The organism is Ralstonia flaminis, from assembly GCF_958415495.1.
GTDB lineage: Bacteria > Pseudomonadota > Gammaproteobacteria > Burkholderiales > Burkholderiaceae > Ralstonia > Ralstonia flaminis.
In genome coordinates this window covers 197,804-224,711 of record NZ_CATZLL010000009.1, presented here as the reverse complement: position 1 = coordinate 224,711, position 26,908 = coordinate 197,804, and the positions used below count along the sequence as shown (strand labels likewise).

The following is a 26,908-nucleotide window of genomic DNA, read 5'->3' as shown; positions in this document are numbered from 1 at the left end:
CCCATCCCGAACAGGACCGTGAAACGACTCCGCGCCGATGATAGTGCGGATTCCCGTGTGAAAGTAGGTCATCGCCAGGCTCTCCCATAAAACACCCCAGCTCCACTCGAGCTGGGGTGTTTGCTTTTACGCGTGCAAAACGCGCTTCCCATCTCTTCTGCGCTGCCCTAAGCGCCCAAGCACCAGACCACAAAAAAGCCACCGATCCCGGTGGCTTTTACGCTTGCACAACACCCCCTCAGCCCCGCGCCAGGTACCTCTGTACCAACCTCACCCAGTACGTCGCCCCCAACGGCAGCAACTCATCGTTGAAGTCGTAGCTCGGATTGTGCAGCATGCACGGGCCTAAACCGTGGCCTTGCTCCCGGTGGTCGCCGTCACCATTGCCGATGAAGGCAAAGCAGCCAGGCTTCTCGATCAGCATGAAGGAGAAGTCCTCGGCGCCCATGGTCGGGTCGATGTCGGCATCCACGTTGTCTGCGCCTACCAGTTCACGCATGACTTGCGCTGCGAATTGCGTTTCCGCCTCGCTATTGACCGTGGGCGGGTAGTTGCGATGGAAGGCGAAATCGATCGTGCAGTCGTAAGCCGAGGCGATTCCCTTGGAGACTTCCTCCATGCGGCGCTCGATCAGGTCGAGAACTTCCGTGGAGAACGTGCGTACCGTGCCGCCGATCCAGGCTTCATTCGGGATGATGTTGGTGGCGTCGCCGGCGTGAAACTGGGTCACAGACAGGACAGCCGTGTCGATCGGACGTTTGTTGCGGGTGATGATGCCCTGCAGAGCCGAAACGACTTGCGCGCCGACGAACACCGGGTCGTTACCGTTGTGCGGCAGCGCGGCGTGTGCACCCTTGCCCTTGATCGTGATGCGGAATTCGTTGCTCGACGCCATCAGCGCACCGACGCGCGTGCCGAACGCTCCGACCGGCACGCCCGGCCAGTTGTGCAAGCCAAACACGGCGTCGCACGGGAAGCGCTCGAACAAGCCGTCCTTGATCATCTCGCGTGCGCCGCCACCACCTTCTTCGGCTGGCTGGAAGATCAGATGCACCGTGCCGCTGAAGTCACGGTGCTTGGCAAGGTAGTGTGCCGCACCAAGCAGCATGGCCGTGTGGCCGTCGTGGCCACATGCGTGCATCTTGCCTTCGTGCTTGGAGCGATGCGCAAACTGATTGACCTCGGCTAGCGGCAACGCGTCCATATCGGCGCGCAGGCCGATGCGCTTGCCCTCGCCGTTGCGGATGACACCAACCAGCCCGGTCTTGCCCAGACCACGATGGACTTCGATGCCCCACTCGGTCAGCTTGGCGGCAACCAAGTCGGAGGTGCGTTGCTCTTCGAAACAGAGTTCGGGATGTGCGTGGATATCGCGTCGCAGCGCCTGGATTTCGGGCTGCGCGGCTTGGATCTCTGGAATCAGCTTCATTGGGATACTCGTGTTCTGGCTGAAAGGTCTCAATCACGTTCGATGATACGCCGAAGGGCAATCTTCGGCCCACCGCACACGCGCGTGCGCCGCATGCATGCCGCCGTTGCATTCGCTCGTCACATGGAACGCTTCCTGCTTTTCACCCCCGCCCATGCGATTACGTCCCTGTTTTCGGAGGTTTCCTGAGGGGCGGCATAGGGAGATGCACCAATTTGTGGCGCCGCACATTGCCGAGCGCATGTGCGCGTCGCTATAGTCGGCGCGAGCGTTCTTCAGAAGCGCCGCCGCGCCGTCAGCAAAATCGATCTATCGATTCCTTCTTGGGGAGAAGAGCCGTGACCATGATTCGGACCTTGCGGCGTGTGGCCGCTGTGATGTGCGTGGCGGGATGTGTGATGGCGGGGGCCAGCCCGCAGGCGCTGGCTGCGGATCTGAAGATCGGCATGAGCTCGCCGCCGACGTCGATGGACCCGCACTTCTACAACCTGTTCTCGAACATCAACGTGTCGGAGCACATGTTCGAGTGCCTGGTGAAGATGGACGCCGATAGCCACATCATTCCCGGCTTGGCCGCGTCGTGGCGGATGGTCAACAACCTGACCTGGGAATTCAAGCTGCGCCCCGGTGTGAAGTTTCACGATGGCAGCGAACTGACCAGCGAAGACGTCGCATGGTCGCTTGATCGCCCGGCCACGATCCTCAACAGCCCGGGCAAGTTCGACACGTACACCAAGGCGATCATCAACAAGAAGATCATCGACAAGTACACGATCCAGTTGACGACATCGCAGCCGTATCCGCTGATGCTGTCGGACCTGACATCGGTGTTCATCGTGCAGAAGAAGGCGACGCAGGGGCTGTCGAGTGACGACTTTGCGCAAGGCAAGGGCATGATCGGCACGGGGCCGTTCAAGTTCGTCAGCTACGCGCGCGATGACCGTGTCGAGTTGGTGCGCAATGACCAGTACTGGGGCCCGAAGCCTGCGTGGGAGCACGTGACGCTGCGCTTCATCCCGAACGGAGCGACGCGCATCGCGGCGCTGCTGTCGGGGGATGTGCAAGCCATTGAGAATGTGCCGACGCCCGACCTGGCGCGTGTGCGCGGGGATGCGTCGCTGAACTTCTTCTCGAAGATCTCGCACCGCGTCATCTATCTGTATACGGATGACAAACGCGATCAATCGCCGTACGTGACGGGCAAGGACGGCAAGCCGCTCGACAAGAATCCGTTGAAGGACCCGCGCGTACGCCGCGCGATGAGCATGGCGATCAATCGCCAGGGCATCAAGGACCGCATCATGGAAGGCCTGTCCGAGCCGACCAACAACCTTGTGCCGCCGCAACTCTTCGGCCACAACCCGAACCTGAAGACACTCAAGTACGATCCGGAAGGCGCGAAGAAGCTGCTGGCCGAGGCGGGTTACCCCGACGGTTTCGGCATCACGCTGCAGACGCCCAACAACCGCTACGTGAACGACGAGAAGATTGCGCAGACCATTGCGCAGAACCTCACGCGCATCGGCATCGTGACCCGTGTGGAAGGCATGCCGATGGCGACGTTTGCGGCCAAGAGCATCCGGCATGAATACTCATTCGGCCTGGTGGGATGGGGTGCGCAGACAGGCGAAGTCAGCTCGCCGCTGCGTGCGCTGGTGGCGTGCGAGGATTCCAAGACGGGCTTCGGCACGGTCAACTGGGGCCAGTACTGCAACCCGAAGATGGACGCCGTCCTGACAAAGGCGCTCTATACGATGGACGATGGCGAGCGCTCCAAGCTGCTGCAGGAAGCGACGGCCATTGTGGTGGATGACGGCGGCATCATCCCGGTCCACTTTCAGGTGACGACCTGGGCGGCACGCAAGGGCATCACATACACGCCGCGCACGGACGAACGCACCTACGCGCACGGCTTCAAGCCGCAATAACCCTCTCTCCACAAAAGCGAGCCTCAGATGCTGGTGTTCCTGATCCGAAGGTTGCTGGAATCCGTGGCGGTGCTGTTGGTGATGTCGATTCTGGTGTTCCTGGGCGTGTACGCCATTGGCAACCCGGTCGACATCCTCATCAACCCGCAGGCTGACCAACAGGACATCGCCCGGACGATTGCCGCGCTGGGGCTCGACAAGCCGCTGTGGGAGCAATACCTGTACTTCCTGAACGGGGCACTGCACGGCAACCTGGGCGTGTCGTTCGCGCAGGGCACGCCCGCGCTCAAGCTGATCTTCGAGCGCATGCCGGCTACGTTTGAGTTGGCCATCTTTGCCATCCTGCTGTCGATCGTGCTGGGTATCCCGCTTGGCCTGTGGGCGGGGCTGCGCCCGAACGGTGTGGCCAACCGCACCATCATGACAATCTCGATCCTGGGCTTTTCGCTGCCGACGTTCTGGGTCGGGCTGATGCTCATCATGGTGTTTGCGGTGCAGCTCGGCTGGCTGCCGTCCAACGGGCGTGGCGAGACGCGCCTGCTGCTTGGCGTGCCGGTGAGCTTCCTGACACTCGACGGCATCCGCCATCTGATCCTGCCGGGCGTGACGCTATCGCTGCTGAATATCGCGATGGTGATTCGTCTGACGCGCGCGGGCACGCAGGAGGCCATGCTGCAGGACTACGTGAAGTTCGCGCGTGCAAAGGGCTTGTCGAACACGCGCATCGTCGGTGTGCATGTGCTCAAGAACATCCTGATCCCGATCGTGACGGTGGTGGGGCTGCAGTTCGGCTCGGTGATCGCGTTCTCCATCGTGACCGAGTCGATCTATGCGTGGCCGGGCATGGGCAAGCTCATCATCGATTCGATCCAGTTGCTCGACCGGCCCGTGATCGTGGCCTACCTGCTGGTGATCGTGGCGCTGTTCATCCTCATCAACCTGGTGGTCGATCTCGTCTATGGCGTGCTCGACCCGCGCGTGCGCCTGTCTGAAAGCCGGGGCTGATATGACGACTTCCGCCACTCCCGCCGCAAAATCGGCTGCTGAAGAGACGCCGCTGCGCCGCTTCGTGCGGCAGTTCTGCACCAGCCGCATCGCCGTGATCGGTGTGATCGTGCTGGCCATCATCATCGTGCTGGCGATTTTTGCGTCGTGGATTGCGCCGCAGAATCCGTATGACCTCGCCAAGTTGGACGTGCTCGATTCGCGGCTCGCGCCCGGTGAGAAGGCCTCCGATGGCATGACCTTCCTGCTCGGCTCGGATGACCAGGGCCGCGACATCCTCTCCGCCATCCTTTATGGCCTGCGCATTAGCGTGGGCGTGGGGGTGGTGAGCACGGTGTTCGCGCTGGTGCTCGGCACAACGCTCGGGCTGATCGCCGGCTTTGCAGGCGGGCGCATCGAATCGCTCATCATGCGCGTTGCCGATCTGCAGCTCTCCTTTCCGCCGATCCTGCTGGCGCTGATTCTGCTCGCGCTGCTCAAGCCGGGCATCACGAATATCGTGATCGCGCTGGTCGCGGTGCAATGGGCGTACTACGCGCGCACCACGCGCAGCGCGGCACTGGTCGAGCGCAGACGTGAGTACATCGAGGCCGCGCAGGTGCTGGGCCTGCCGCCGTCGCGCATCATGTTCCGGCATCTGCTCCCGAACTGTCTGCCTCCGCTCATCGTGATTGCTGCGCTGCAGGTCGCCTCGGCCATCACGCTGGAGGCGACACTGTCGTTCCTGGGGCTGGGCGTGCCGATCACCGAACCATCGCTGGGCTTGCTGATCGCCAACGGGTTCCAGTACATGCTGTCGGGCAAGTACTGGATCAGCTTTTTTCCCGGGCTGGCGCTGCTCGTGACCATCGTGTCGATGAACCTGGTATCCGACCAGCTCCGCGACGTGCTCAACCCGCGCCTGCAGACCCTATGACGACCGCCAACAGCAAACCGACGCTCGTCGTCGAGGGCCTGCAAACGCAATTCACTACGCGCGGTGGCATCGCACGAGCGGTGGATGATGTGTCCTTTACCGTCGGCCGCGGCGAGATCATGGGCCTGGTCGGCGAATCCGGCTCGGGCAAGTCGATGACGGGCTACTCCATCATGGGCTTGATCGACGAGCCAGGCCGCGTGGTTGGCGGGCGGATCGAGCTGACCGGCCGCGACGGCGTCACGCATGATTTGCGCGCGCTGTCTGCCCGCCAGATGCGCGACATGCGCGGCAACCGCATCGCCATGATCTTTCAGGACCCGATGATGACCCTGAACCCGGTCCTGCGGATCGACACGCAGATGATCGAGGCCGTGCAGGCGCATCAGCGCGTGAGCAAAACCCAGGCACGCGACATGGCGCGCACGGCGCTGGCGAGGGTCGGCATTCCGTCGCCGGACGAGCGGCTGACGGCGTACCCGCATCAATTCTCGGGTGGCATGCGTCAGCGTGTGGCGATCGCCATTGCGCTGCTCAACAAGCCGGATCTCATCATTGCAGACGAACCGACCACGGCGCTGGACGTGACGATCCAGGGGCAGATTCTGGCCGAGGTGCAGGCACTGTGTCGCGAAAGCGGGACGGCGCTGATCTGGATCACGCACGATCTGTCGGTGGTGGCCGGCCTGGCAGACAGCGTGTGCGTGATGTATGCCGGCCGCATTGTCGAGCAGGGCAGCGTGCGGCAGGTGCTGGAGGCACCGCGCCATCCATACACGTTTGGGCTGATTGCCTCGGCGCCCTCGCGCAACCCGCGCGGTGCGCCGCTGCGGCAGATTCCGGGCATGACACCATCGTTGCTGGCGCTGCCCAGCGGCTGTGCCTTTCGCGAGCGCTGCGCGTTCGCTACCGACGTCTGCAAGCAGGCACCGATGCTTGAGACGCTCGACGACGGCTGCGCACTGCGCTGTTTCCATCCCGTGACCATTCGCCCCGAGGAGACCGCCGCATGAACGCGATGCATCCTGAACACGATGCTGCTGCGGTGATCCAGGCCACGCCCAGCGCGGCGGTGCCCATCCTCTCGCTGCAGGGCATGTCCAAGCGCTTCGTCAAGGGCTTGGATCTCTCGTCACGCATCGCCAACTGGTTCGGCGCGGGCCTGACGCAAGAGGTGGTGCACGCGGTGGACCATGTCGACCTGGACATCGCTGTGGGTGAGGTGGTTGGGCTGGTGGGCGAGTCGGGCTGCGGCAAATCCACGCTCGGCCGACTGGCCGTCGGTCTGCACAAACCAACCGCCGGCACACGGTTGTGGAAGGGCGTCGATCTCGATCGTCTACCGCCCGAGCGCCGCCGCGAGAAGCAGCTCGCCATCCAGATGATCTTTCAGGACCCGTACGCATCGCTCAACCCACGCATGCGCGTGCAGGACATCGTAGGCGAGGCGCCCGTCGTGCATGGCATGGTCGAGGCAGCGGCACAGCGCGACTACGTGGCCGAGATGCTGACGCGCGTCGGCTTGGACCCCAGCCTCATGCGGCGCTTTCCACACCAGTTCTCGGGCGGGCAGCGGGCACGCATCGGCATTGCACGGGCGTTGGCGGTCAAGCCGGAATTCCTCGTCTGCGATGAGTCGGTGGCGGCGCTGGACGTGTCGATCCAGGCGCAGGTGCTGAACCTGTTCATCCGCCTGCGCGAGCAACTGAACCTCACGTACCTGTTCATCAGCCATGACCTGGGCGTGGTCAAGCACGTGAGCGACCGGGTGGTCATCATGTACCTCGGCCGTGTGGTGGAGTCTGCGCCCACGGAAGCGATCTTTGCGTCGCCCAATCATCCCTACACACAAGCGTTGCTGGCTGAAGCGCCTAAACTGGAGGTTCGCAAGAAGACCTACGTGGCGATCTCGGGCGAGATTCCCTCGCCGCTGCATCCGCCTGCGGGCTGCCATTTCCACCCGCGCTGCCCACATGCCATGCCGCGCTGCAAGTCCGAACAGCCTGCGCTCAAGGAGATTGCCCCGCTGCGGTTTTCAGCCTGCCATCTGAACGACCAGTCTTAGAGCCCTCGCATCATGCCCGCCGACGCAATTTCCGCTGCGCTGCAACCATCCGACGATGTCCTGCAACTGATCCGCACGCTGGTGGCGTTCGACACCGTCAGCCGCAACTCCAATCTTGGCTTGATCGAATGGGTGCGCGACCGCCTGCGTGCCCAGGGCGCCGACTGCCGCCTGACGTATGACGCCACCGGCGGCAAGGCCAATCTGTTTGCCACGCTGTCGCCGGGGCGCAAGCCTGGGCTGGTGTTGTCAGGGCACACCGATGTGGTGCCCGTGGACGGCCAGCCGTGGGACACCAACCCGTTCGATGCGCAGCTCCGCGACGGCCGCCTCTACGGGCGCGGCACGGCCGACATGAAGAGCTTCATCGCCGTCGCGCTTGCGCATGTGCCGGACTTCATGGCGGCAGAGGGCGATGCTGGCTTCCACCTGTCCCTCTCGTACGACGAGGAGATCGGCTGCGTGGGCGTGCGCAGTCTGCTGCGCGATCTGGAAGCCAATGGCATCCAGCCCGCCGGCTGCATCGTCGGCGAGCCCACGTCGATGCGCGCCATCATCGCGCACAAGGGCAAGCGCGAATACCGCTGCTGCGTGCGCGGCAGGGAGGCGCATTCCGCGCTGACGCCACAGGGCGTGAATGCCATCGAGTTTGCCGCGCTGCTGATCGCCCACATCCGTTCGCTGGCCGCGCGACTGGCTGCAGAAGAAGCGCGCGACGCGGCCTTCGTCGTGCCGAACACCACGCTCAACACCGGCACCATCAAGGGTGGCATTGCGACCAACGTGGTGCCGCGCGATTGCGAATTCACCTTCGACTTCCGCTACCTGCCGGGCACCGATCCGGATTGGCTGTTTGGCGAGGTCGAGCGCTACGCACATGACACGCTGCTGCCGCAGATGCGCAAGATTGCCGGCGATGCCGACATCAGCTTTGCCATCAAGGCCAACACGCCGGGCCTGTCGATCGCGCCGTCGCACGAACTCGTGGTGCTTGCGCAAGCACTGGCCGACAGCCGCGGCGCCGTGCCGGGCAAGGTCGACTACGGCACCGAGGCGGGCCTGTTCTCACGCGCGGGCATCCCAACGGTGGTGTGTGGCCCCGGCAATATCGAGCAGGCGCACAAGCCCAACGAGTACATCGAACTCACCCAGATCGTGCAGTGCGAGGCCTTCATGCGACGGCTTGCACAACGGCAGTTGCAGCCGGCCTAAGGGGCGGGCGCGGGCAACAAAAAACCGGGCGCGAGGCCCGGTTTTCTTTTTGGCGATGCCAGTGCCCGCTCAGCGGATCACCTGCCCACTCGAATTGATGATCGTCATCTCGACGAACTTCGAGCCAACATGGCTGGACGGCGAGAAGTTGACGTTGAAGCCACCCAGGTCATAGTTGCCCATCGACTCCAGCGCGGTGATCAGCTTCTCACGTGTGAGGTCGCGGCCGGCACGCTTGAGGCCTTCCACGAACGCGCGGGCGGCCACGTAGCCTTCCATGCTGCCGTAGTCAAAGTCGGAGATGCCATCGGCCTTGAGTAGCTTCTGGTACTCGCGCACCAGCGGCGACGAGGCCGTCTTCGGATACGGCATCACTTGCGAGATGATCACGCCGCCGCCTGCCTTGCCCAGCGTATCGGCCAGCGCCCGGGTGCCGACAAACGACACGTTGTAGAACTGGCCCGCATAGCCTTGTTCCTGCGCGCCCTTCACCAGTGCGGCGACCGTCTGGTACGCGCTGATAATGACGACCGCTTCCGGCTTCTGCGCCAGCACGGTGCTGACGGCGCTCTTCACGTCGGCGGTGTTGCGCGGCACGCTGGCTTGCGCCACGAGCGTCACGCCCTGGCCCGCGGAGGTGCCCAGCGCACGCTGCACACCGTCCAGGCCGGACTTGCCGTAGGCGTCGTCGTTGTAGATCACGGCGATGCGCTTGAGGCCGGTCGTGCGGATCTGCTGCACGATGGCGGCGGTTTCGTCGTTGTAGCTGGCGCGCACGTGGAAGACGTTGCGCGCAAACGGCTCACGCAGCGCCATCGCACCGGAGTAGGGCGCGAAGAACGGCACGCCTGCGGGCGTCGCCAGCTTGAGCGCCGCCAAGCTGGTCGGCGTGCCGACGTAGCCGAACAGCGCGAAGACCTTGGTGTTGTCGATCAGCGTCTTGGTATTGCGCGCGGCGGCATCCGGCTCGTAGAAATCGTCGAGCACCTTGAGTTCGATCTTGCGGCCGTTGACGCCGCCTGCGGCATTGACCGCGTTGAAGTACAGCTTGGCGCCCAGGTTCAGCTGCTGGCCGAGCGCGGCGGCCGGGCCGCTCATCGGCGCGGATTGGCCGATCAGGATGGTGTCGTTGGTCACGCCGACTTCGGCGTGGGCGGTGGTGGCCAGGCTCAGGCTGCTCAAGACGAGCGCGCAGGCGGACAAACGAGCGGTCATGCGAACAAGCGTGCTCGTCAACGAAATTGCCATGGTTTCTCCCCCCAGAGAAAGACAGTGATGGGCGCGCCCCCGCGCGCCGGAACAGCCCGCGCAGCCTTCTGCAAGGCCGGCGGCGCGCCATCATAATCGAATACAATCGGCACAAAAAGGCTGAAACCGGCTGCACGCGTGCCAGACGCATGCATGCAACAACCATGCGCGCAGTGCTGCACATACGTGCAACGCACGCGCCACTCCAAGTCCCTCGCGGAGCCCTCCGATGTCCACCCAAGTCATCCGTGCCGCCTGCCCGCACGATTGCCCCGACACCTGCGCCTTGCTCGTCACCGTAGAAGACGGCCGCGCCACGCGTGTGCAGGGCGACCCGGATCACCCGACCACGCAGGGCGTGCTCTGCACCAAGGTCAACCGCTACGCAGAACGCACCTACCACCCGAACCGCCTGCTCACGCCGATGAAGCGCGTGGGCGCGAAGGGCGAAGGCAAGTTCGCACCCATCTCGTGGGATGAAGCGCTCGACACCATCGCCACGCGTCTTGGCGAGATCGCCTCGCGCAACCCGCAAGCCATCCTGCCGTACAGCTACGCCGGCACCATGGGCCTGGTGCAGGGTGAGAGCATGGCCGCGCGCTTCTTCCACAAGCTGGGCGCGTCGCTGCTTGATCGCACGATCTGCGCATCGGCCGGTGCGACGGCGCTGCGCTATACGTACGGCGCAAGCCTCGGCATGGACATCGAGCACGTGCAGGACGCCAAGCTGATCCTGATCTGGGGCGCCAACCCCATCGCCTCGAACCTGCATTTCTGGACGCGCGCGCAGGAAGCGAAGCGCAACGGTGCCACGCTGATTGCCATCGATCCTTATCGTTCGCTGACGGCGGAGAAGTGTCATCACCACCTGGCGCTGCGCCCCGGCACTGATGCGGCGCTGGCGCTGGCGATGATCCATGTGCTGATTCGGGAAGACCTGCTCGACCACGACTACATCGCCAACCACACGCTGGGCTTTGATGCGCTGCGTGAGCGCGCGCAGCAATACACGCCGGAATACGCGGCCACGCTGTGCGGCATCGACGCGGCGGACATTGAGTGGCTCGCCAAGCTGTACGGCACGACGGTCGTGCGCGACAAGCAGCCGGCAGCCATTCGCCTGAACTACGGCATGCAGCGCGCCCACGGTGGCGGGCAGGGCGTGCGCGCGGCGGCGTGTCTGCCGTCGCTGGTGGGCGCATGGCGTGACAAGGCGGGCGGGCTGCAACTGTCCACCTCGGGCTTCTTCCCGATCGACAACGCCAAGCTGCAGCGCCCGGACCTGCTGCCCCGTGGCCCCAACGGCGAGGCCGCCGTGCCGCGCACCATCAACATGAGCACCATCGGCGATGCGCTGTTGCACACGGGCGATGCCGCATTCGGCCCGAAGGTCGAAGCGGTGATCGTCTACAACAGCAACCCAGTGGCTGTGGCGCCGGACTCACGCAAGGTGGCCGCCGGCTTTGCGCGCGACGACCTCTTCACCGTGGTGCTGGAGCACTTCCAGACCGACACGGCCGACTACGCCGACATCGTGCTGCCTGCCACCACGCAGCTCGAACATGTGGACGTGCATAAGGCTTACGGCCACACCTATGTGCTGGCCAACAACGCGGCCATCGCGCCGATGGGCCAGTCGCTGCCGAACACGGAGATCTTCCGTCGCCTCGCACAGCGCATGGGCTTTGCCGAGCCGTGCTTTACCGATTCGGACGACGAGATTGCCGCGCAAGCCATCCGCCGTGATGATCCGGCCGCCGCGCATATCGACTGGGCCACGCTCAAGCGCGAGGGCTGGCAGAAGCTCGCGCACCCGGCCGCGCCGCTTGCGCACGGCGGCTATCGCACGCCGTCCGGGCGCTGCGAGTTCTATTCCGAGCTGATGGCGAAGGACGGTCTTGACCCGCTACCCGGCTACGTGCCGCCGTACGAATCGGCCATCAGCACGCCGGAGCTGGCCAAGCGTTATCCGTTGTCGATGATCTCGCCGCCGGCGCGCAACTTCCTCAACTCGACCTTCGTCAACGTTGACAGCCTGCGCAGTACCGAGGGCGAGCCGCACCTCGACATCCACCCGGATGACGCCCAGGCGCGCGGCGTGGCCGATGGCGAACTGGTCCGCATCTTCAATGACCGCGGCACCATGCAGGCCCGTGCCCGCGTGACCGATCGCGCCCGCCGCGGCGTGGTGGTCGGCCTGTCGATCTGGTGGAAGAAGCTTGCACCCGACGGCACCAACGCCAACGAGCTGACCAGCCAGCGCCTGACCGACATGGGCCGTGCGCCCACCTTCTACGACTGCCTGGTGGAGGTTGCGCCGGCAGCGAAAGCAGCCTGACGATGGCATCCATGCGGGCCATCCGCGTGCTGTGCCTTGCGTTGTCGCTGGCTGCGTCAGGGTTGCTGGCCGGCTGCGACACCGTCGGCTACTACTACCAGTCGGTCTCTGGGCACCTGTCGCTGATGGCGCAGCGGCAGTCGCTCGACGACGCCATCGCCGGCGCGCGCGAAGCGCACAACGACAAGCTCGCCACACGCCTGGAGGATGCTCGCAGCATCCGCATCTACGCCTCGCGCGAGCTGGGGCTGCCCGACAACGGCAGCTACCGCGTCTATGCCAACCTCAAGCGCCCCTTCGCGGTGTGGAACGTGTTTGCCGCGCCAGAGCTGTCGGTCAAGCTCAAGGAGTGGTGCTTCCTGGTGGTCGGCTGCGTCACGTATCGCGGCTACTACGACCGCAACGCCGCCGTGGCCTACGCCGACACGCTGCGCGCCCAGGGCCTGGACGTCGACGTAGCCGGGATTCCTGCGTATTCCACACTGGGTTATTTCGATGACCCGCTGCTCAACACCTTCGTCGGCCTGCCCGAGGGCGAACTGGCGCGCCTGATCTTCCATGAACTGGCGCACCAGGTGGTCTATGCCAAGGGTGATACCGCCTTCAATGAATCCTTTGCCACCGCGGTCGAGACGATTGGTGTCGAGCGCTGGCTGGCCGATGCGGCAACACCGGAAATCCGCCAGGAATACGCCACGTACGACGCCCGCCGCGTACAATTCCGCGCCCTGTTGCTGGACTATCGGAACCGGCTTGAGATGCTGTACGCCAGCCCCGTGTCGGACGATGAGAAGCGCGCTGGCAAACGCGCCATCTTCGCGAGTCTGCAGGCGGATTACGCCAAGCTCAAAGCAAGCTGGGGCGGCTATACCGGCTACGACCGCTGGTTTGCGCAGCCGCTGTCGAATGCGCATTTGGGCGCGGTGGCGAGTTACCTGGAGTGGGTGCCGGCGTTCACGGCGCTGTATCACCGTGACGGTGGTGACTGGGCGCGCTTTTACGCCGACGTCAAAACCATGGCGCATGAGCCCAAGCCAAAGCGTGAGGCAGCGTTGCGGGCGCTGGCTCCGCCGGCGCTGCTCGATGCGAATGGCGTGGTTACGCAAAAGTGATGCCAGCGGCGGTTTCTGTGCCGGTTTCAAGCATGCACGATGGGCTGAGGGAACCGTCTAAGTTATTGTTTTGACACAAACATCCGCGTACGATGCGGAAAAAAACGAACGACCATTCGAAAAAATCGACAATCGCCAGGAGACACGCCCATGGATAAACCGTGGCTGAAGCAGTACCCCGCCGGGGTGCCGGCCGAGATCGATGCGTCGCAGTATCGGTCGCTGGCGCATCTGCTTGAAGATTCGTTCCAGAAGAACCGCAATCGCCGCGCTTTCGAGTGCATGGGCAAGGTCCTGACCTACGGCGAGATCGATACGCTGTCGCGCCAACTGGCGGCCTGGCTGCAATCGCGTGGACTGGCACCCGGCGCCCGCGTTGCGCTGATGATGCCCAACGTGCTGCAGTACCCGGTGGCGCTGGCCGCTGTGCTGCGCGCTGGCTACGTGGTCGTCAACGTCAACCCGCTCTACACCCCGCGCGAGCTGGAACACCAGCTCAAGGACAGCGGCGCCGAAGCCATCATCATCCTGGAGAACTTCGCGACGACGCTGCAGCAGGTGCTGCCCAACACGCCGGTCAAGCACATCGTGGTGGCCAGCATGGGCGACATGCTCGGCGGCCTCAAGGGCATGCTGGTCAACTTTGTCGTGCGCAGTGTCAAGAAGATGGTGCCGGCGTGGGAGTTGCCCAGCTGCATCCGCTTCAACACTGCACTGGAAGAGGGCGCCAAGCTGGCGCTCAAGCCGACCTCCGTCGGCCCGGACGACGTGGCCTTCCTGCAATACACCGGCGGCACCACGGGTGTGTCGAAGGGCGCAACGCTGCTGCACCGGAACATCGTTGCCAACGTGCTGCAGTCGGAAGCGTGGATGAACCCGGCGCTTACCAAGCCCGGCCGCGATGGGCGCATGCTGGGTGCCGACGAAGAGATCGTCACCATCACTGCGCTGCCGCTGTATCACATCTTCGCGCTGACGGTGTGCTGCCTGCTGTCGATGCGCAAGGGCGGGCTGGCCGTGCTGATTCCGAACCCGCGTGACATTCCGGGCTTCATCAAGGTGCTCAAGCAGTACCGCTTCCACATGTTCCCGGCCGTGAACACGCTGTACAACGCGCTGCTGAACAACCCGGAATTCAAGAGCGTCGACTGCTCCAACCTGCGTGTGGCCAACGGCGGCGGCATGGCGGTGCAGGAAGCGGTGGCCAAGAAATGGCTCGAGGTGACGGGCTGCCCGATCATCGAAGGCTATGGCTTGTCGGAAACCTCGCCCTCAGCCGTTTGCAACCGGACCGATACCGATGTGTTTTCGGGCACGGTCGGCCTGCCGATCCCGGGCACCGAAATCGCCATCCGTGACGACGAGGGCCGCGATCTGCCGATCGGCCAGGCGGGCGAAATCTGCATCCGCGGCCCGCAGGTCATGGCCGGCTACTGGAAGCGCCCCGACGAGACCGCCAAGGTCATGTACGCCGACGGCTTCTTCAAGACCGGCGACGTGGGCGTGATGGACGAGCGCGGCTACACCAAGATCGTCGACCGCAAGAAGGACATGATTCTGGTGTCGGGCTTTAACGTGTACCCGAACGAAGTCGAGGGCGTGGTGGCGATGTGCCCTGGCGTGCTGGAAGTCGCGGCCGTGGGTGTGCCGGACGTGCACTCCGGCGAGGTGGTCAAGCTGTTCGTGGTGCGCCGTGACCCGACGCTCACCGAAGAGAAGCTGCAGGAGTTCTGCAAAGAGCAGCTCACCGGCTACAAGCGCCCGAAGTTCATCGAGTTCCGCAACGAGCTGCCGAAGACCAACGTCGGCAAGATCCTGCGCCGCGAACTGCGCGACGAGGCGATGAAGAAGCGTGCCTGAGTCTGCGTAGCTGCAAAGAAAAAGCCGCGAGAGATCGCGGCTTTTTTGTTTCGTGGCGCCAGCAGATGCGGCCGGTCAGCCGACGTACAACAGGATGCTGATGAACTGGCACATACTGCCCGCCAGCACGAACAGGTGCCAGATGCCGTGGAAATGCCGCACGCGCTCGTCAAAGAGAAAGAAGCCGACGCCCGCGGTATAGAGCGCACCGCCTGCCACCAGCCACCACAGGCCCGGTGCAGGCAGCGCGGCCGCCAGCGGCCCCATGGCAATCAGCACCAGCCACCCCATCACCACGTAGATCAGCAGCGAGAACAGCCGCGTGCGGCGGCCGATCCAGAGTTCCTGCGCAATGCCGATGGCCGCCAGCGCCCAGTTGACGCCAAACAGCGTCCAGCCCCAGGGGCCGCGCAGCGTGACCAGCGCAAACGGCGTGTAGCTGCCGGCAATCAGCAGATAGATGGCGCAATAGTCTAGCCGCTGGAAGATCACCTTGGCCGGGCCGCGCAGGCTGTGGTACAGCGTCGAGATCGTGTAGAGCAGGACCAGCGTAGTGCCGTAGACCACGGAGCTGACGACCTTCCAGGCATCGTGGTGCAGTGCCGAGGATGTCACCAGCACCGCCATGCCGGCAGCGGCAAGGATGGCCCCGGCCAAATGGCTGAAGCCGTTGAAACGTTCTCCGTGATACATGCGTTGATCTCTCCAGGCGAACTCGGTTGATGTGCACTCTGGCGAACTACAATCCCGCCATGCCCAGCACCGACCTCAAAGTCACATCCCATTTGTCCATTCCGGAATCGGAACTGGTCGAGCGCTTCGTGCGCGCGAGCGGGGCCGGTGGGCAGAACATTAACAAGGTATCGACGGCGGTGGAACTGCGCTTTGATATCGCCCAATCGCCCTCGTTGCCGGAGGCGTTGCGTGCCCGTCTGCTGGCCAAGCGCGACCGCCGTTTGACTGCTGAAGGTGTGTTCGTGATCGATGCACAGCGGTTTCGCACCCAAGACCGCAACCGCCAGGATGCCCGTGAACGTCTGGTCGCGTTTATTGCGAGTGGGCTGTCCGTACCCAAGTCGCGCATTGCCACCAAGCCCACGCGCGCTTCCAAGACCCGGCGTTTGGATGGCAAGCGCGCACGCAGTGATATCAAGCGTGGGCGTTCCGGCGTACACACGTTGGATTAAGCGCGCCACAGGCGGATACCCGCGTGCAGCGCGTATCCACTTATATCAAGCTCGCGTCGCGCGTCTCGCGCATGCACAGCACGCCGATCAGGCTGACGGCCGCGGCCACCGAAACGTACATGCCCACCCAGCTCAGGCCACCTTGCGAGGCCAACACCTGCGCGATGTACGGCGCAATCGATGCACCGAGAATGCCGCCCAGGTTGTACGACACGCCCGCGCCGGTGTAGCGCACGTGGGTCGGGAACAGTTCCGGCAGCAGCGCACCCATCGGCGCAAAGGTCACGCCCATCAAGAAAAGCTCGATGATGAGGAACAGCGCCACCAGCGGCGTCGACCCGCTGCCCAGCAGCGGCGCCATCGTGAAGCCCGACAGGATGGCCGCGATGATGCCGACGATCAGCACCGGCTTGCGCCCGAAGCGGTCCGATGCCAGGGCAGAGAGCGGGGTCGCCAGCCCCATGAACACCACCGCCAGGCACAGCAGCCCAAGGAACTCGGGGCGCGAGAAGTGCAGCGTACTCACGCCGTACGACAGCGAAAACACCGTCGAGATATAGAACAGCGTGTAGCAGACCACCATGGCCAGCGCGCCCAGCAGCGTCGGCCACCAGTGGCGCGAGAGCAGTTCGGCAACCGGTACCTTCACGCGCTCCTGGCGGTCGATAGCGGCCTGGAAGGCCGGCGTTTCAGCAATCTTCAAGCGCACGTACAGGCCCAGCGCCACCAGCACCGCGCTCACCAGGAACGGCACGCGCCAGCCCCAACTGCGGAACTGCTCGTCCGACAGCGCGATCGCCAGCCCGAAGAACAGCCCGTTTGAGGCTAGGAAGCCCACCGACGGCCCGAGCTGCGGAAACATCCCGAACCACGCGCGCTTGCCTGCCGGCGCGTTCTCGGTCGCCAGCAGTGCAGCGCCGCCCCATTCGCCGCCCAGGCCGATACCCTGGCCAAAGCGCAGCACGCACAGCAGGATCGGCGCCAGCGTGCCGATGCTGTCGTACCCCGGCACCAGCCCGATCAGCGTGGTCGAAATGCCCATCACCAGCAGTGATGCGACCAGCGTCGATTTACGCCCGATCCGGTCGCCAAAATGGCCGAACAGGAACGAACCGATCGGCCGCGCAATGAACGCAATACCGAACGTGACGAAGGCTGACAGCGCCTGCGCCGTGGCCGAGCCGTGCGGGAAGAACACCGGCCCGATCACCAGCGCTGCTGCCGTGGCGTAGACGTAGAAATCGTAGAACTCGATGGCTGTGCCGATGAAGCTCGCAAAGACGATGCGCGAGCGGCTCGTTTCAGTGGCGGCGTCGGCGGCAGGTGCCGCCAAGGTAGAAGGCGTCGAAGAGGACATGCAGGTCTCCCGTGGAGTTCGCGTTGTTGTCGTTATGTGGGCCGCCCGTCAGGCTTCGGGCGGCTCGCCAGAGCATAGCGCGCGGCCATGCAAAAAGGCACCCGAAGGTGCCTTCCTGCGCCCGCCAAGGAGAGGGGCGGCGGGCCAAAAGCAGTCTGTGCTTGCGCGTGTCAGAACTTGTGGCGCACACCAACCGCCACGCCCACCTGGCTGTTGGAGTCAGGCGTAATGAAGTACGTCTGCGATGCGGCCGGCAGGTAACCAACGGACATGCCCGTCGAGGTGTAGCCGATCGAATCCCAGTTCAGCGAACCGTTGCGCGAGTACGCTGCCGTCAGGTACACGTCGGTACGCTTCGAGAAGTTGTAATCGGCGATGAAGTTCCACTGCTGCGGCTTGCGCGGGTTGACCGTGGTGCCGCCGATGGTCGCCGACTTGATGTTGTCGTAGTAGTACGACAGCGTCAGGCCGAGTGCCGTGGTTGCCTGGTAGTTCACGCCCAGCCAGTAGAGGTCGTCGCGGTGCGGCGTGAGCGCAGGCGTACCGGTGCTCGGGGCTTGCGTGTTGCCGTAGCGGTAGCCGCCCATCACCTTGACCGGGCCGACCGTGTAGCTGGCGGCGATGGCAGCGCGCTTGTCGCGACCGTAATCGTTGCCCGGCCCGCCGGCGAGCTCCTGCACCGACGGCACCTTCACTTCGTCATACGCCACGCCCAGGCCGAACGGGCCAGCAAAGTAGTTCGCACCGACGCCGTACGCCGAGTTGGCCGTGTTGCTGCCCGCACGCTCGCCGAAGGACCAGTGGCCCACGACCGTCAGCGGACCGAACGCGCCGGTGTACTTGATCACGTTGTCTTCGCGGAAGTTCGCGCCGAGCAGGCCGACCACCGGCTCCCACTGCGTCGCGTAGCCGCTTGGCGAGAAGTTCGCCATCATGTCGAAGATCGTGGTGTATTGGCGGCCCAGCGTGACCTTGCCCCAATCACCCTGCAAGCCCACGAAGGCTTGCCGGCCGAACAGACGGCCACCTTGCTGCAGCGTACCGGTATCCATGCCGAAACCCGATTCCAGCACGAACAGGCTCTTGAGCCCGCCACCGATGTCTTCAATCCCGCGCAAGCCCCAACGGTTGGAAGACAGGCCGCCTGCCTGCATCGCGAGGCGCGAACCGCTGCTGCCCGGAATGGCGACGCCTGCCGCCGTTACGTTCTGCTCATGGTTGACGTATTCGACGTTGGCGTCGACCACGCCGTACAGCGTCACACTTGACTGAGCCTGCGCAACACCCGCAAACGTGCCCAGCACTGCCAATGCCAGCAGCGATTTCTTCATCGGTCGGTCTCCAGATCTTTATTTATTGAACTTGGTGGCAGGCAGACCCTCCGTTCCCGTCTTCCCGCCCCACGACTTTCAAGTGAAGTCGCTGACAAATGTAGCAACGCGTCACAAGCCTCGGTCGAAATTTGCGAACGAATGTTCGCAAACGCCCGTTTGCTGTCTGATTCGGGCAACAAGCTGTTTCGAATTCAGAAATAGAAATGCGACGTGCGCTTGCGATTCCTCGCAGTTTTGGATGCGATCCCAATGCCAACAGGGTTATCCCGTACAGTTGTGTTTGGTGGTCCCGCATCTGATCGGGCGCAAGGCTATGCTGAGCCGGGGCCGTACAATGACGCATGCGCCGCACGCCATTGTCGGCGGCGCCTGATCTCAGGATCGACCCGTATGCTCGACACTTTCCTTCCCGAATTCGACCGCGCCCTGCGCGCGGTTGCCGGCATCACCCGCGCCAGCCGACCGAACCCCGCCGATGCCGTCGTCGTCTCTGGTGCATCTGCCACTGGCACCGATGACGCGGCCAAGCTCTCCGAGGCCGAGCGCCGTCATGCTGCTGGCCTGATGCGCGTCAACCATGTGGGCGAGGTGTGCGCCCAGGCGTTGTACCAGGGGCAAGCGCTGTTTGCGCGTGACCCGGCTATCCGAGCACAGCTCGACGAAGCTGCCCGCGAAGAAGAAGACCACCTGGCGTGGTGTGCCCAGCGTTTGCAAGAGTTGGGTGACCGCCCGAGCCTGCTCAACCCGCTGTGGTATGCCGGCGCCTTCGCCATCGGCGCGCTGGCTGGCCGCCTGGGCGACAAGATCAGCCTCGGCTTCGTCGCCGAGACCGAGCGCCAGGTCGAGCACCATCTCGACGGCCATCTCGACAAACTGCCCGAACAGGACACCCGCTCACGCGCCATCGTTGCTCAGATGCGCGACGATGAAATCCGCCACGGCGACAACGCCCGCCAGGCTGGCGGCATCGATCTGCCGGAACCGATTCGCCAAGCCATGCGCGCTGCGTCGCGCGTCATGACGACCGCCGCCTACCGCATCTGAGCTGCGTGCCGCCACCCGGCGGCAGCTTGCGCTCAACCGTTCGCCCGACTTGTGCCGCAGCCGCCCACTGCCTGCCGCAGCGGGCTTTGTCGCGCGCCGTTCTCTCACGTGGTTTCTACGTAAATCACGCTATCTCCTTCATTTGATTGAGAAAAGTGACACACGCGCTCAACCAGGGCGCGCTAAGTCATTGTTCTGATTGCAAATTTTCCCTCTCGCGGCCCGCCGCAAGCCTTGACCGCCTAAAGTGGTTCCTCTAAAGTGGGAAACAGTGTCAGAAAGTGTAGTTTTGTGGTTTGAATAGGCTGTTTTGAGGGCCAGTTGACGGCGGTACCACCCGCTGTCCGGAGAGAGAATCCAACGTGTTCCAGGGTGCGTCGGCGCTGACGCTGGATGCCAAAGGGCGGATGTCCATTCCGTCGCGGCACCGCGAAGCGCTTCAGCTGCAGGCCGAGGGCCGGGTGACTGTAACCAAGCACCCGGACGGCTGCCTCATGCTGTTTCCGCGCCCCGAGTGGGAACGCTTTCGCGAGCGCATTGCCGCGCTGCCGATGGAAGCCCACTGGTGGAAGCGGATCTTCCTGGGCAGTGCCGCCGACGTGGAGCTCGATACCGCCGGCCGTGTCCTCATCACTCCTGAACTACGCACGGCGGCCGCCCTCGAACGCGACGTGATGCTGCTCGGCATGGGCAGTCACTTCGAAGTCTGGGACGCCGCCACATACACCGCGAAGGAGCAGGCCGCCATGGCGCAAGGCATGCCCGACGCCCTCAAGAATTTCTCCTTTTGATGACGCGAGATGACAACCCAAGCCAGTACGGGACTGCGCCATCAAACGGTGCTCTTAGACGAAGCGGTCGATGCGCTGATCTGGCGCGACGATGGCATCTATATCGATGGAACCTTCGGGAGAGGCGGGCACAGCCGGCACATCCTGGAGCGGCTGGGGCCCGGCGGCAGACTTGTCGCCTTCGACAAGGACCCGGCAGCAATCACCGAAGCGGGCACCATCCAGGATGCCCGCTTCGCTATTGAGCATGACAGCTTCGCGCAGATGGCCCAGTGCCTGGACGCGCGCGGCATTGAACGGGTGGCCGGCGTGCTGCTCGATCTGGGCATCAGCTCGCCGCAGATCGACGAAGGCGCACGCGGTTTCTCGTTCCGGATGGATGGCCCGCTCGACATGCGGATGGACACCACGCGCGGCATTACCGCAGCCCAATGGCTGGCCGAGGCTGATGAGCGCGACATTGCGAGGGTGATACGGGACTATGGGGAAGAACGGTTTGCTGTACAGATTGCAAAGGCGATTGTTGCTCGCCGGGGCCAATCCGGGGATCGAGGTCCTCTCGATCGCACATCCGAGCTTGCCGCGCTCGTGGCGCAAGCCGTCAAGACACGCGAGAAGGGTCAAGACCCTGCGACCCGCACCTTTCAAGCTTTACGGATTCACGTCAATCAAGAGCTTGCGGACCTCGAAGCCGGTCTGAAGGCTGCCTTTGATCGCCTGGAACAGGGGGGACGTCTCGTCGTGATCAGCTTCCATTCGCTGGAAGACCGCATCGTCAAGCGCTTCATGCAGGCCCTGGCGCGCCCGGAGCAATCCGCCGCGCCGGAAATGCGTCGGATGCCGCTGCGTGCGCATGAGCTGCCGGCGCCGCAACTGCGTCTGCTGGGCCGGGTGAAACCGTCGGAGGCCGAGGTGTCGGCCAATCCGCGCGCGCGCTCGGCCATCATGCGTGTGGCTGAGCGCTGCTGACCGACGAGGCCGCCCCTATGAACCGCCTGAACATGTTCCTGCTGACCGCGCTGGTGCTGTGCGCGCTGTCGCTGGTCAGTTCGCAGCATCAGGCGCGGCAATTGTTTGTCGCGCTGGATCGCGCGCAGGCGGAAGAAAAGCAACTCAACACCGACTGGTCGCGCCTGCAATATGAGCAGAGTGCGCTGGGCAAAAGCGCTCGCATTGCCGATATCGCGAGCAAGCAATTGAAGATGTCGCCCGCGCAGGCGGGTCGTACGCAGTATCTGCAGGGGTTTGCCGATGTGCCAGTGGCGCCTGCCACGCCGGCCAGCGCGCCCACGGCTTCAGGAGTACAGCCATGAGCGGCGCACGTAAATCCAACGGCACTGCGGCGCGCGCGCGTCTCGGCCAGTTCTCTGCCAGCCCGGTGCTGGGCCTGCGCCTGCCGATGTGGCGCTCGAAGCTGGTTGTCTTCCTGATGTTCGCGGCGTTCATGGCGCTGATCGGTCGCGCGCTGTGGATTCAGGGCCCGGGCAATCGCTTCTATGAGGCCGAAGGCAAGAAGCGCTTCCAACGCACGCTGGAACTGCCGGCCACGCGCGGCAAGATCCTTGATCGCAACGGGCTGGTGCTGGCCACCAGCCTGCCGGTGAAGGCCATCTGGGCCGTGCCGGAAGATGTGCCGAACGACGTGCCCGGCTCCGACATGCAGAAGCTCGCCAAGCTGCTCGGCATGAACAATAAGGAACTGGCCGCCAAGCTGGGCGAAGACAAGGGTTTCGTCTACCTCAAGCGCCAGGTGCTGCCCGAGGTGGCCGACCAGATTGCCGCGCTCAAGATCGACGGTATCTATCAGACACGTGAATACAAGCGTTTCTACCCGGAAGGGGAGGCGATGGCGCACATCGTCGGTTTCACCAACGTCGAGGACAAGGGCCAGGAAGGCATGGAACTGGCGCGCGAGACAGATCTCGCGGGTGCGGCCGGACAGCGTCAGGTGATCAAGGATCGCCTGGGCCGTGTGGTGGAAGATGTAGGCGTGCTCAAGGCGCCGCGCGATGGCCACGACCAGACGCTGTCGATCGACGCCAAGATCCAGTACCTGACCTTCAACGAACTGAAGGCTGCGATTGAGCGCACCAAGGCCAAGGCCGCCAGCGCCATCGTGCTGGATGCCCAGACCGGCGAAGTGTTGGCACTGGCGAACTACCCGACCTACAACCCGAACGATCGCAGCCGTCTGTCGGGCGAGCAACTGCGCAACCGCGTGCTGACCGACACGTTCGAGCCCGGCTCGATGATGAAGCCGATCACCATCAGCCTGGCGCTGCAGCTCAAGCGCGTGACACCCACCACGCTGGTGCAGACCAACGGCAAATTCAACTTTGAAGGCGCGACCATTTCCGATACCAGCAATTACGGCACGCTGACGGTTGCGCAGGTCATCCAGCACTCGAGCAACATCGGCACGACCAAGATTGCGATGACGCTCAAGCCGCAGGAAATGTGGGACATGTTCACAAGCGTCGGCTTGGGGCAGGCGCCCAAGATCGGCTTTCCGGGCGCCGTGGCGGGGCGCCTGCGGCCGGCCAACAAATGGCGCCGCATTGAGCAGGCGACCATGTCCTACGGCTACGGCTTGTCGGTGTCGCTGTTCCAGATTGCACACGCCTACACCATCTTCGCGCACGACGGCGAGCTGATCCCGGTCACGATGTACCGCACCAATGGCCAGCCGCCGCAGGGTGAGCGTGTGATCTCGCCGGAGGTGGCGCGGCAGATCCGCCAGATGCTGGAGACGGTGACGGCACCCGGTGGCACTGCGCCCCAGGCGCAGGTGATGGGCTACCGCGTGGGCGGTAAAACCGGTACGGCGTGGAAGCACACTGGGCGCGGCTATGACCGCTCCAAGTATCGCGCGTCGTTTATTGGTCTGGCACCGATGTCGAACCCGCGCATCATCGTGGCGGTGAGCGTGGACGAGCCCACGGTGGGCAACCGCTATGGCGGCGGGGCGGCTGGACCGGTGTTTTCGCAGATCGTGGGCGGCACCCTGCGCGCACTGAACGTGCCGCCGGATTCGCCTGTGCGTCAGCTCGTGATGACCCCGGAAGTGCCGGAAGAGCCAGTAGGGGGGCTGCAATGACGGCCGTGCCGACCTCCGACCGCCCCTCCGTCGCCGTGCGCCTCGCGCCGGTGCTGGACTGGCTGCGCGCGCAGGTGCCGGCCGGGGCCGACATCACCAGCGATACACGCAAGCTTAGAACGGGCGACGTGTTCGTCGCGTATGTGCTGGGTAACGTACGCCAGCGCGGTGATGGCCGTCCGCATATTCCGCAGGCGATTGAAGCCGGCGTTTCCGCTGTGCTGGCCGAGGCGCATGGTTATGTGGTGCCGGCCGATGCGCCGGTGGGCATTCTGGCGGTAGACGGCTTGGCTGAGCTGGCTGGGCCGCTGGCCGCGCAGTGGTATAGCGTGCCTGGGCCGGACGCGCTGCGCGTGATCGGCGTAACGGGCACGAATGGCAAGACATCGTGCTCGCAGTGGATCGCGCAGGCACTGACCAAACAGGGCGAGCGTTGCGCAGTGGTGGGTACGCTCGGCACCGGGTTTGTCGATGCGCTGGTGGCCACCGGTTTCACCACGCCGGATGCCATCCAACTTCAGCACAGCCTGGCCGATCTGCACCGTGCCGGCGCCCGTGCTATCGCCATGGAAGTGTCCTCGCACGGCCTGGAGCAAGGTCGCGTGGACGGTACGCGCTTCGATATCGCGGTGTTCACCAACCTCACGCAAGACCACCTCGACTATCACGGCACCATGGCCGAGTACGAACTCGCCAAGGCGCGCCTGTTCAACTGGCCGGGTTTGCGTGCCGCGGTCATCAACCGTGACGACGCTGCCGGCGTGCGGTTGCTGCAAAACGCACGTGCCGGCATCGAGACCATCGAATACGGCATCGACGGCAACGCTGCCCCGCAGCACGGCGCCAAGCAATGGCTGCGCGCCACCAACGTGCGTGCACATCGCACCGGCACCACCTTCGATGTCGATGGTTCGTTTGGCCGTGCGACGGTGCATGCGCCGACGGTTGGCCTGTTCAACGTATCCAACCTGCTGGGCGTGCTCGGTGCGCTGCTGGCGGCTGGTGTGCCGTGGCAAGACGCCGTCGGCCGCGTGGAAAAGCTTCAGCCGGTGAGCGGCCGCATGGAGCGCTTTGGCGGCGAAGACGGCCCGCTGGTGGTGGTCGATTACGCTCACACGCCTGACGCGCTGGAGCAGACGCTGCGCGCACTCGCGCCGATTACCGAGGCGCGCGGCGGCAAGCTGTGGGCCGTGTTCGGCTGCGGCGGTGATCGCGACCCTGGCAAGCGTCCGCAGATGGGCGCCATCGCCGAGCGGCTGGCGCAGCATGTGTTGCTGACCTCCGACAACCCGCGCAGCGAAGACCCACAGCACATCCTCGACGAGATTGCCGACGGGATGGACGACCCTTATGCCGCCACGCAGATCGAAGATCGTGCCGCCGCCATCCTGCACGCAGTGCGCCATGCCGATGCGCACGATGTGATCGTCGTGGCCGGCAAGGGACATGAATCGACGCAGGAGATTGCCGGTCGCAAGCGGCCGTTCTCCGACCAGGAACATGTTCGCCTGGCTCTGGCCGCCCGCGGGGTGAACGCATGAGTGCCACCCAGACTGGGATGATGCAAGCCACCGATGCCGCCGCCTGGATGGCCGGTGCACACCTCGTCGGCCCGGACGCCGCCATCCGCCGGGTGACGACCGACAGCCGCGCCGTGGAGCCTGGCGACCTGTTCGTCGCGTTGATCGGCGAGCGCTTTGATGCGCACGATTTCCTGTCGGATGTGATTGCGCGTGGTGCCGCCGCGGTGCTGGTGTCGCGTGCGCTGCCGGACACGCTGGATGTGAGCAACGTCGCCGTGCTGACGGTGGCCGACACGCGCATCGCACTGGGGCAGCTTGCTGCCGGCTGGCGCCGCCAGTTCCCGATTCCGGTGGTGGCCGTGACGGGCAGCAACGGCAAGACGACGGTCAAGGAGATGATCTCCGCGATCTTCGCGCAGGCCGTGGGCGAGGATGCCCGCCTGGCGACCGCCGGCAACTTCAACAACGACATTGGCTTGCCGCTTACGCTGTTCCACCTGAACGCGCAGCACAAGCTGGCCGTGCTCGAACTCGGCATGAATCACCCGGGCGAGACGGCCGTGCTGGCCGCTATTGCTCAGCCGACCGTGGCGATGATCAACAACGCGCAGCGCGAGCACCAGGAGTTCATGGTCAGCGTGGAAGCGGTGGCCGAAGAACATGCGGCCGTGATTGCCGCGTTGCCGGTCGATGGCGTGGCAGTGTTTCCGCGTGATGGGGCCAATGGCGGTGAATACGCACCCGTGTGGCAAGCGGCGGCCGGATCGCGCCGCGTGCTGGATTTCGGTATCGAAGCGGGCGCGGTGACCGGTGTGGTAACGGACACCGCCGACGGTCAGCACGTGGATGTGCAGGCGCCGGGTCAACACTTCGCCTTCACGTTGCCGCTGCTGGGCGTGCACAACGCGCGCAACGCGTTGGCGGCCACGGCATGTGCGCTGGCGGCTGGCGTTGCGCCGGACGTGATCGCACGGGCGCTGAGCAACTTCTCGCCGGTCAAGGGCCGACTGCAGCGCAAGCCGGGCGCCCGCGGCGGTCTCGTCATCGACGACACCTACAACGCGAATCCCGACTCCATGTGTGCCGCCATCGATGCGCTGGTCACGCTGCCGGCACCGCGCTGGCTCGTGCTCGGCGACATGGGTGAGGTTGGCTCGCAAGGTCCGGCATTCCACGAAGAGATTGGCGCATACGCGCGCGAGCACGGCATCGATGCGGTGCTGGCCACGGGCGAACTGGCGCGCTACACGGTAGATGCCTTTGGCGCCGGCGCGCGGCATTTTGCATCCGCCGAAGCATTGATCGAACAAGGCGTGCCAGACATTGCACCGGGCGCGACGGTATTGGTGAAGGGCTCGCGCTTTATGCGGATGGAACGCATTGTCGAAGCGTTGGTCTTGAAAGACCCGGCTGCAGCATCGTCGGCAGATTCCACCACGCAACAGAAGCATTAAGGGAAGCA

At 64.4% G+C, this 26,908-nt stretch carries 22 protein-coding genes; 17 read left to right on the top strand and 5 right to left on the bottom strand.

What is annotated here, in order from left to right; genetic code table 11:
• Positions 1–238 precede the first annotated feature (238 nt).
• On the bottom strand, positions 239–1,429 hold the full coding sequence (locus R2N11_RS15790; RefSeq protein WP_199032840.1) for a M20 aminoacylase family protein: 1,191 nt from the start codon (positions 1,427–1,429) through the stop codon (positions 239–241).
• Between the two features lie 377 nt (positions 1,430–1,806).
• Between R2N11_RS15790 and R2N11_RS15785 the strand changes: the two genes are divergently transcribed.
• Genes R2N11_RS15785 through argE form a run of 6 tightly spaced genes read left to right on the top strand, consistent with a single transcriptional unit; the run spans position 1,807 to position 8,555 of the window.
• Positions 1,807–3,357 carry an ABC transporter substrate-binding protein gene (locus R2N11_RS15785; RefSeq protein ID WP_368735558.1) on the top strand — a complete coding sequence of 517 codons (1,551 nt, stop codon included), beginning with the start codon at positions 1,807–1,809 and terminating at the stop codon, positions 3,355–3,357.
• 27 nt (positions 3,358–3,384) lie between these two features.
• Positions 3,385–4,362 (top strand): ABC transporter permease, encoded by a 978-nt coding sequence (locus tag R2N11_RS15780; RefSeq protein WP_199032841.1) that lies wholly within the window; start codon positions 3,385–3,387, stop codon positions 4,360–4,362.
• A gap of 1 nt (position 4,363) precedes the next feature.
• On the top strand, positions 4,364–5,278 hold the full coding sequence (locus R2N11_RS15775; RefSeq protein WP_199032842.1) for an ABC transporter permease: 915 nt from the start codon (positions 4,364–4,366) through the stop codon (positions 5,276–5,278).
• Positions 5,275–6,291, top strand: coding sequence for an ABC transporter ATP-binding protein (locus tag R2N11_RS15770; RefSeq protein WP_316681667.1), 1,017 nt, complete (start codon positions 5,275–5,277; stop codon positions 6,289–6,291). The genes R2N11_RS15775 and R2N11_RS15770 overlap by 4 nt, the downstream gene beginning before the upstream one ends.
• Positions 6,288–7,343: an ABC transporter ATP-binding protein gene (locus tag R2N11_RS15765; protein WP_199032844.1), complete on the top strand. Its 1,056-nt coding sequence runs from the start codon at positions 6,288–6,290 to the stop codon at positions 7,341–7,343. The genes R2N11_RS15770 and R2N11_RS15765 overlap by 4 nt, the downstream gene beginning before the upstream one ends.
• Before the next feature lie 12 nt (positions 7,344–7,355).
• A complete protein-coding gene (gene argE / locus R2N11_RS15760) occupies positions 7,356–8,555 on the top strand; it encodes an acetylornithine deacetylase (protein ID WP_316681666.1) in 1,200 nt (399 codons plus the stop codon).
• Between the two features lie 69 nt (positions 8,556–8,624).
• On the opposite strand, the gene R2N11_RS15755 is transcribed toward argE, so the two are convergent.
• A complete protein-coding gene (locus R2N11_RS15755) occupies positions 8,625–9,770 on the bottom strand; it encodes an ABC transporter substrate-binding protein (RefSeq protein ID WP_316681665.1) in 1,146 nt (381 codons plus the stop codon).
• A 262-nt stretch (positions 9,771–10,032) separates the two neighbouring features.
• Here R2N11_RS15755 and R2N11_RS15750 point away from each other — a divergent pair, with 262 nt between their 5' ends.
• From R2N11_RS15750 to R2N11_RS15740, 3 genes are all read left to right on the top strand, one after another.
• Complete coding sequence (locus tag R2N11_RS15750) at positions 10,033–12,141, top strand: molybdopterin-containing oxidoreductase family protein (RefSeq protein WP_316681664.1); 2,109 nt, start codon at positions 10,033–10,035, stop codon at positions 12,139–12,141.
• An 11-nt stretch (positions 12,142–12,152) separates the two neighbouring features.
• On the top strand, positions 12,153–13,253 hold the full coding sequence (locus R2N11_RS15745) for an aminopeptidase (RefSeq protein ID WP_316681671.1): 1,101 nt from the start codon (positions 12,153–12,155) through the stop codon (positions 13,251–13,253).
• A 150-nt stretch (positions 13,254–13,403) separates the two neighbouring features.
• Entirely contained in the window at positions 13,404–15,113 is a 1,710-nt protein-coding gene (locus R2N11_RS15740) for a long-chain fatty acid--CoA ligase (protein ID WP_316681663.1), read from the top strand.
• 75 nt (positions 15,114–15,188) lie between these two features.
• Here the strand turns inward: R2N11_RS15740 and trhA are convergent, their stop codons facing one another.
• Positions 15,189–15,806 (bottom strand): PAQR family membrane homeostasis protein TrhA, encoded by a 618-nt coding sequence (gene trhA, locus R2N11_RS15735; protein ID WP_316681662.1) that lies wholly within the window; start codon positions 15,804–15,806, stop codon positions 15,189–15,191.
• Positions 15,807–15,865: 59 nt separating this feature from the next.
• On the opposite strand from trhA, the gene arfB reads away from it, so the two are divergent.
• Positions 15,866–16,300: an alternative ribosome rescue aminoacyl-tRNA hydrolase ArfB gene (arfB, locus tag R2N11_RS15730; RefSeq protein ID WP_199032776.1), complete on the top strand. Its 435-nt coding sequence runs from the start codon at positions 15,866–15,868 to the stop codon at positions 16,298–16,300.
• Between the two features lie 40 nt (positions 16,301–16,340).
• Here arfB and R2N11_RS15725 read toward each other — a convergent pair whose 3' ends face one another.
• Positions 16,341–17,657, bottom strand: coding sequence for an MFS transporter (locus tag R2N11_RS15725; RefSeq protein WP_316681660.1), 1,317 nt, complete (start codon positions 17,655–17,657; stop codon positions 16,341–16,343).
• Positions 17,658–17,827: 170 nt separating this feature from the next.
• Positions 17,828–18,988, bottom strand: a complete 1,161-nt coding sequence (locus R2N11_RS15720) for a porin (RefSeq protein WP_199033293.1) — start codon at positions 18,986–18,988, stop codon at positions 17,828–17,830.
• Between the two features lie 393 nt (positions 18,989–19,381).
• Between R2N11_RS15720 and coq7 the strand changes: the two genes are divergently transcribed.
• From coq7 to R2N11_RS15685, 7 genes are all read left to right on the top strand, one after another.
• Positions 19,382–20,035 (top strand): 2-polyprenyl-3-methyl-6-methoxy-1,4-benzoquinone monooxygenase, encoded by a 654-nt coding sequence (gene coq7, locus R2N11_RS15715; protein ID WP_316681659.1) that lies wholly within the window; start codon positions 19,382–19,384, stop codon positions 20,033–20,035.
• Positions 20,036–20,397: 362 nt separating this feature from the next.
• Complete coding sequence (gene mraZ / locus R2N11_RS15710; RefSeq protein WP_021196112.1) at positions 20,398–20,826, top strand: division/cell wall cluster transcriptional repressor MraZ; 429 nt, start codon at positions 20,398–20,400, stop codon at positions 20,824–20,826.
• 9 nt (positions 20,827–20,835) lie between these two features.
• Positions 20,836–21,795 carry a 16S rRNA (cytosine(1402)-N(4))-methyltransferase RsmH gene (gene rsmH, locus R2N11_RS15705; RefSeq protein WP_316681658.1) on the top strand — a complete coding sequence of 320 codons (960 nt, stop codon included), beginning with the start codon at positions 20,836–20,838 and terminating at the stop codon, positions 21,793–21,795.
• A 17-nt stretch (positions 21,796–21,812) separates the two neighbouring features.
• Entirely contained in the window at positions 21,813–22,139 is a 327-nt protein-coding gene (gene ftsL / locus R2N11_RS15700; protein ID WP_048933145.1) for a cell division protein FtsL, read from the top strand.
• Positions 22,136–23,923 (top strand): peptidoglycan D,D-transpeptidase FtsI family protein, encoded by a 1,788-nt coding sequence (locus R2N11_RS15695; protein WP_199032261.1) that lies wholly within the window; start codon positions 22,136–22,138, stop codon positions 23,921–23,923. Before ftsL ends, R2N11_RS15695 begins: the two co-directional genes overlap by 4 nt.
• Positions 23,920–25,464 (top strand): UDP-N-acetylmuramoyl-L-alanyl-D-glutamate--2,6-diaminopimelate ligase, encoded by a 1,545-nt coding sequence (locus R2N11_RS15690; RefSeq protein ID WP_316681655.1) that lies wholly within the window; start codon positions 23,920–23,922, stop codon positions 25,462–25,464. The genes R2N11_RS15695 and R2N11_RS15690 overlap by 4 nt, the downstream gene beginning before the upstream one ends.
• Complete coding sequence (locus R2N11_RS15685) at positions 25,461–26,900, top strand: UDP-N-acetylmuramoyl-tripeptide--D-alanyl-D-alanine ligase (RefSeq protein ID WP_316681654.1); 1,440 nt, start codon at positions 25,461–25,463, stop codon at positions 26,898–26,900. Before R2N11_RS15690 ends, R2N11_RS15685 begins: the two co-directional genes overlap by 4 nt.
• The last annotated feature ends 8 nt before the right edge of the window (positions 26,901–26,908 follow it).

Coding starts and splice junctions, on each gene's coding strand:
- R2N11_RS15695 (WP_199032261.1), top strand. CDS start 22,136: ATGAGCGGCGCACGTAAATCCAACGGCACTGCGGCGCGCGCGCGTCTC.
- R2N11_RS15750 (WP_316681664.1), top strand. CDS start 10,033: ATGTCCACCCAAGTCATCCGTGCCGCCTGCCCGCACGATTGCCCCGAC.
- R2N11_RS15775 (WP_199032842.1), top strand. CDS start 4,364: ATGACGACTTCCGCCACTCCCGCCGCAAAATCGGCTGCTGAAGAGACG.
- coq7 (WP_316681659.1), top strand. CDS start 19,382: ATGCTCGACACTTTCCTTCCCGAATTCGACCGCGCCCTGCGCGCGGTT.
- R2N11_RS15755 (WP_316681665.1), bottom strand. CDS start 9,770: ATGACCGCTCGTTTGTCCGCCTGCGCGCTCGTCTTGAGCAGCCTGAGC.
- R2N11_RS15690 (WP_316681655.1), top strand. CDS start 23,920: ATGACGGCCGTGCCGACCTCCGACCGCCCCTCCGTCGCCGTGCGCCTC.
- R2N11_RS15770 (WP_316681667.1), top strand. CDS start 5,275: ATGACGACCGCCAACAGCAAACCGACGCTCGTCGTCGAGGGCCTGCAA.
- R2N11_RS15780 (WP_199032841.1), top strand. CDS start 3,385: ATGCTGGTGTTCCTGATCCGAAGGTTGCTGGAATCCGTGGCGGTGCTG.
- ftsL (WP_048933145.1), top strand. CDS start 21,813: ATGAACCGCCTGAACATGTTCCTGCTGACCGCGCTGGTGCTGTGCGCG.
- R2N11_RS15785 (WP_368735558.1), top strand. CDS start 1,807: ATGTGCGTGGCGGGATGTGTGATGGCGGGGGCCAGCCCGCAGGCGCTG.
- argE (WP_316681666.1), top strand. CDS start 7,356: ATGCCCGCCGACGCAATTTCCGCTGCGCTGCAACCATCCGACGATGTC.
- R2N11_RS15720 (WP_199033293.1), bottom strand. CDS start 18,988: ATGAAGAAATCGCTGCTGGCATTGGCAGTGCTGGGCACGTTTGCGGGT.
- trhA (WP_316681662.1), bottom strand. CDS start 15,806: ATGTATCACGGAGAACGTTTCAACGGCTTCAGCCATTTGGCCGGGGCC.
- R2N11_RS15685 (WP_316681654.1), top strand. CDS start 25,461: ATGAGTGCCACCCAGACTGGGATGATGCAAGCCACCGATGCCGCCGCC.
- R2N11_RS15765 (WP_199032844.1), top strand. CDS start 6,288: ATGAACGCGATGCATCCTGAACACGATGCTGCTGCGGTGATCCAGGCC.
- arfB (WP_199032776.1), top strand. CDS start 15,866: ATGCCCAGCACCGACCTCAAAGTCACATCCCATTTGTCCATTCCGGAA.
- R2N11_RS15740 (WP_316681663.1), top strand. CDS start 13,404: ATGGATAAACCGTGGCTGAAGCAGTACCCCGCCGGGGTGCCGGCCGAG.
- rsmH (WP_316681658.1), top strand. CDS start 20,836: ATGACAACCCAAGCCAGTACGGGACTGCGCCATCAAACGGTGCTCTTA.
- R2N11_RS15790 (WP_199032840.1), bottom strand. CDS start 1,429: ATGAAGCTGATTCCAGAGATCCAAGCCGCGCAGCCCGAAATCCAGGCG.
- R2N11_RS15745 (WP_316681671.1), top strand. CDS start 12,153: ATGCGGGCCATCCGCGTGCTGTGCCTTGCGTTGTCGCTGGCTGCGTCA.
- R2N11_RS15725 (WP_316681660.1), bottom strand. CDS start 17,657: ATGTCCTCTTCGACGCCTTCTACCTTGGCGGCACCTGCCGCCGACGCC.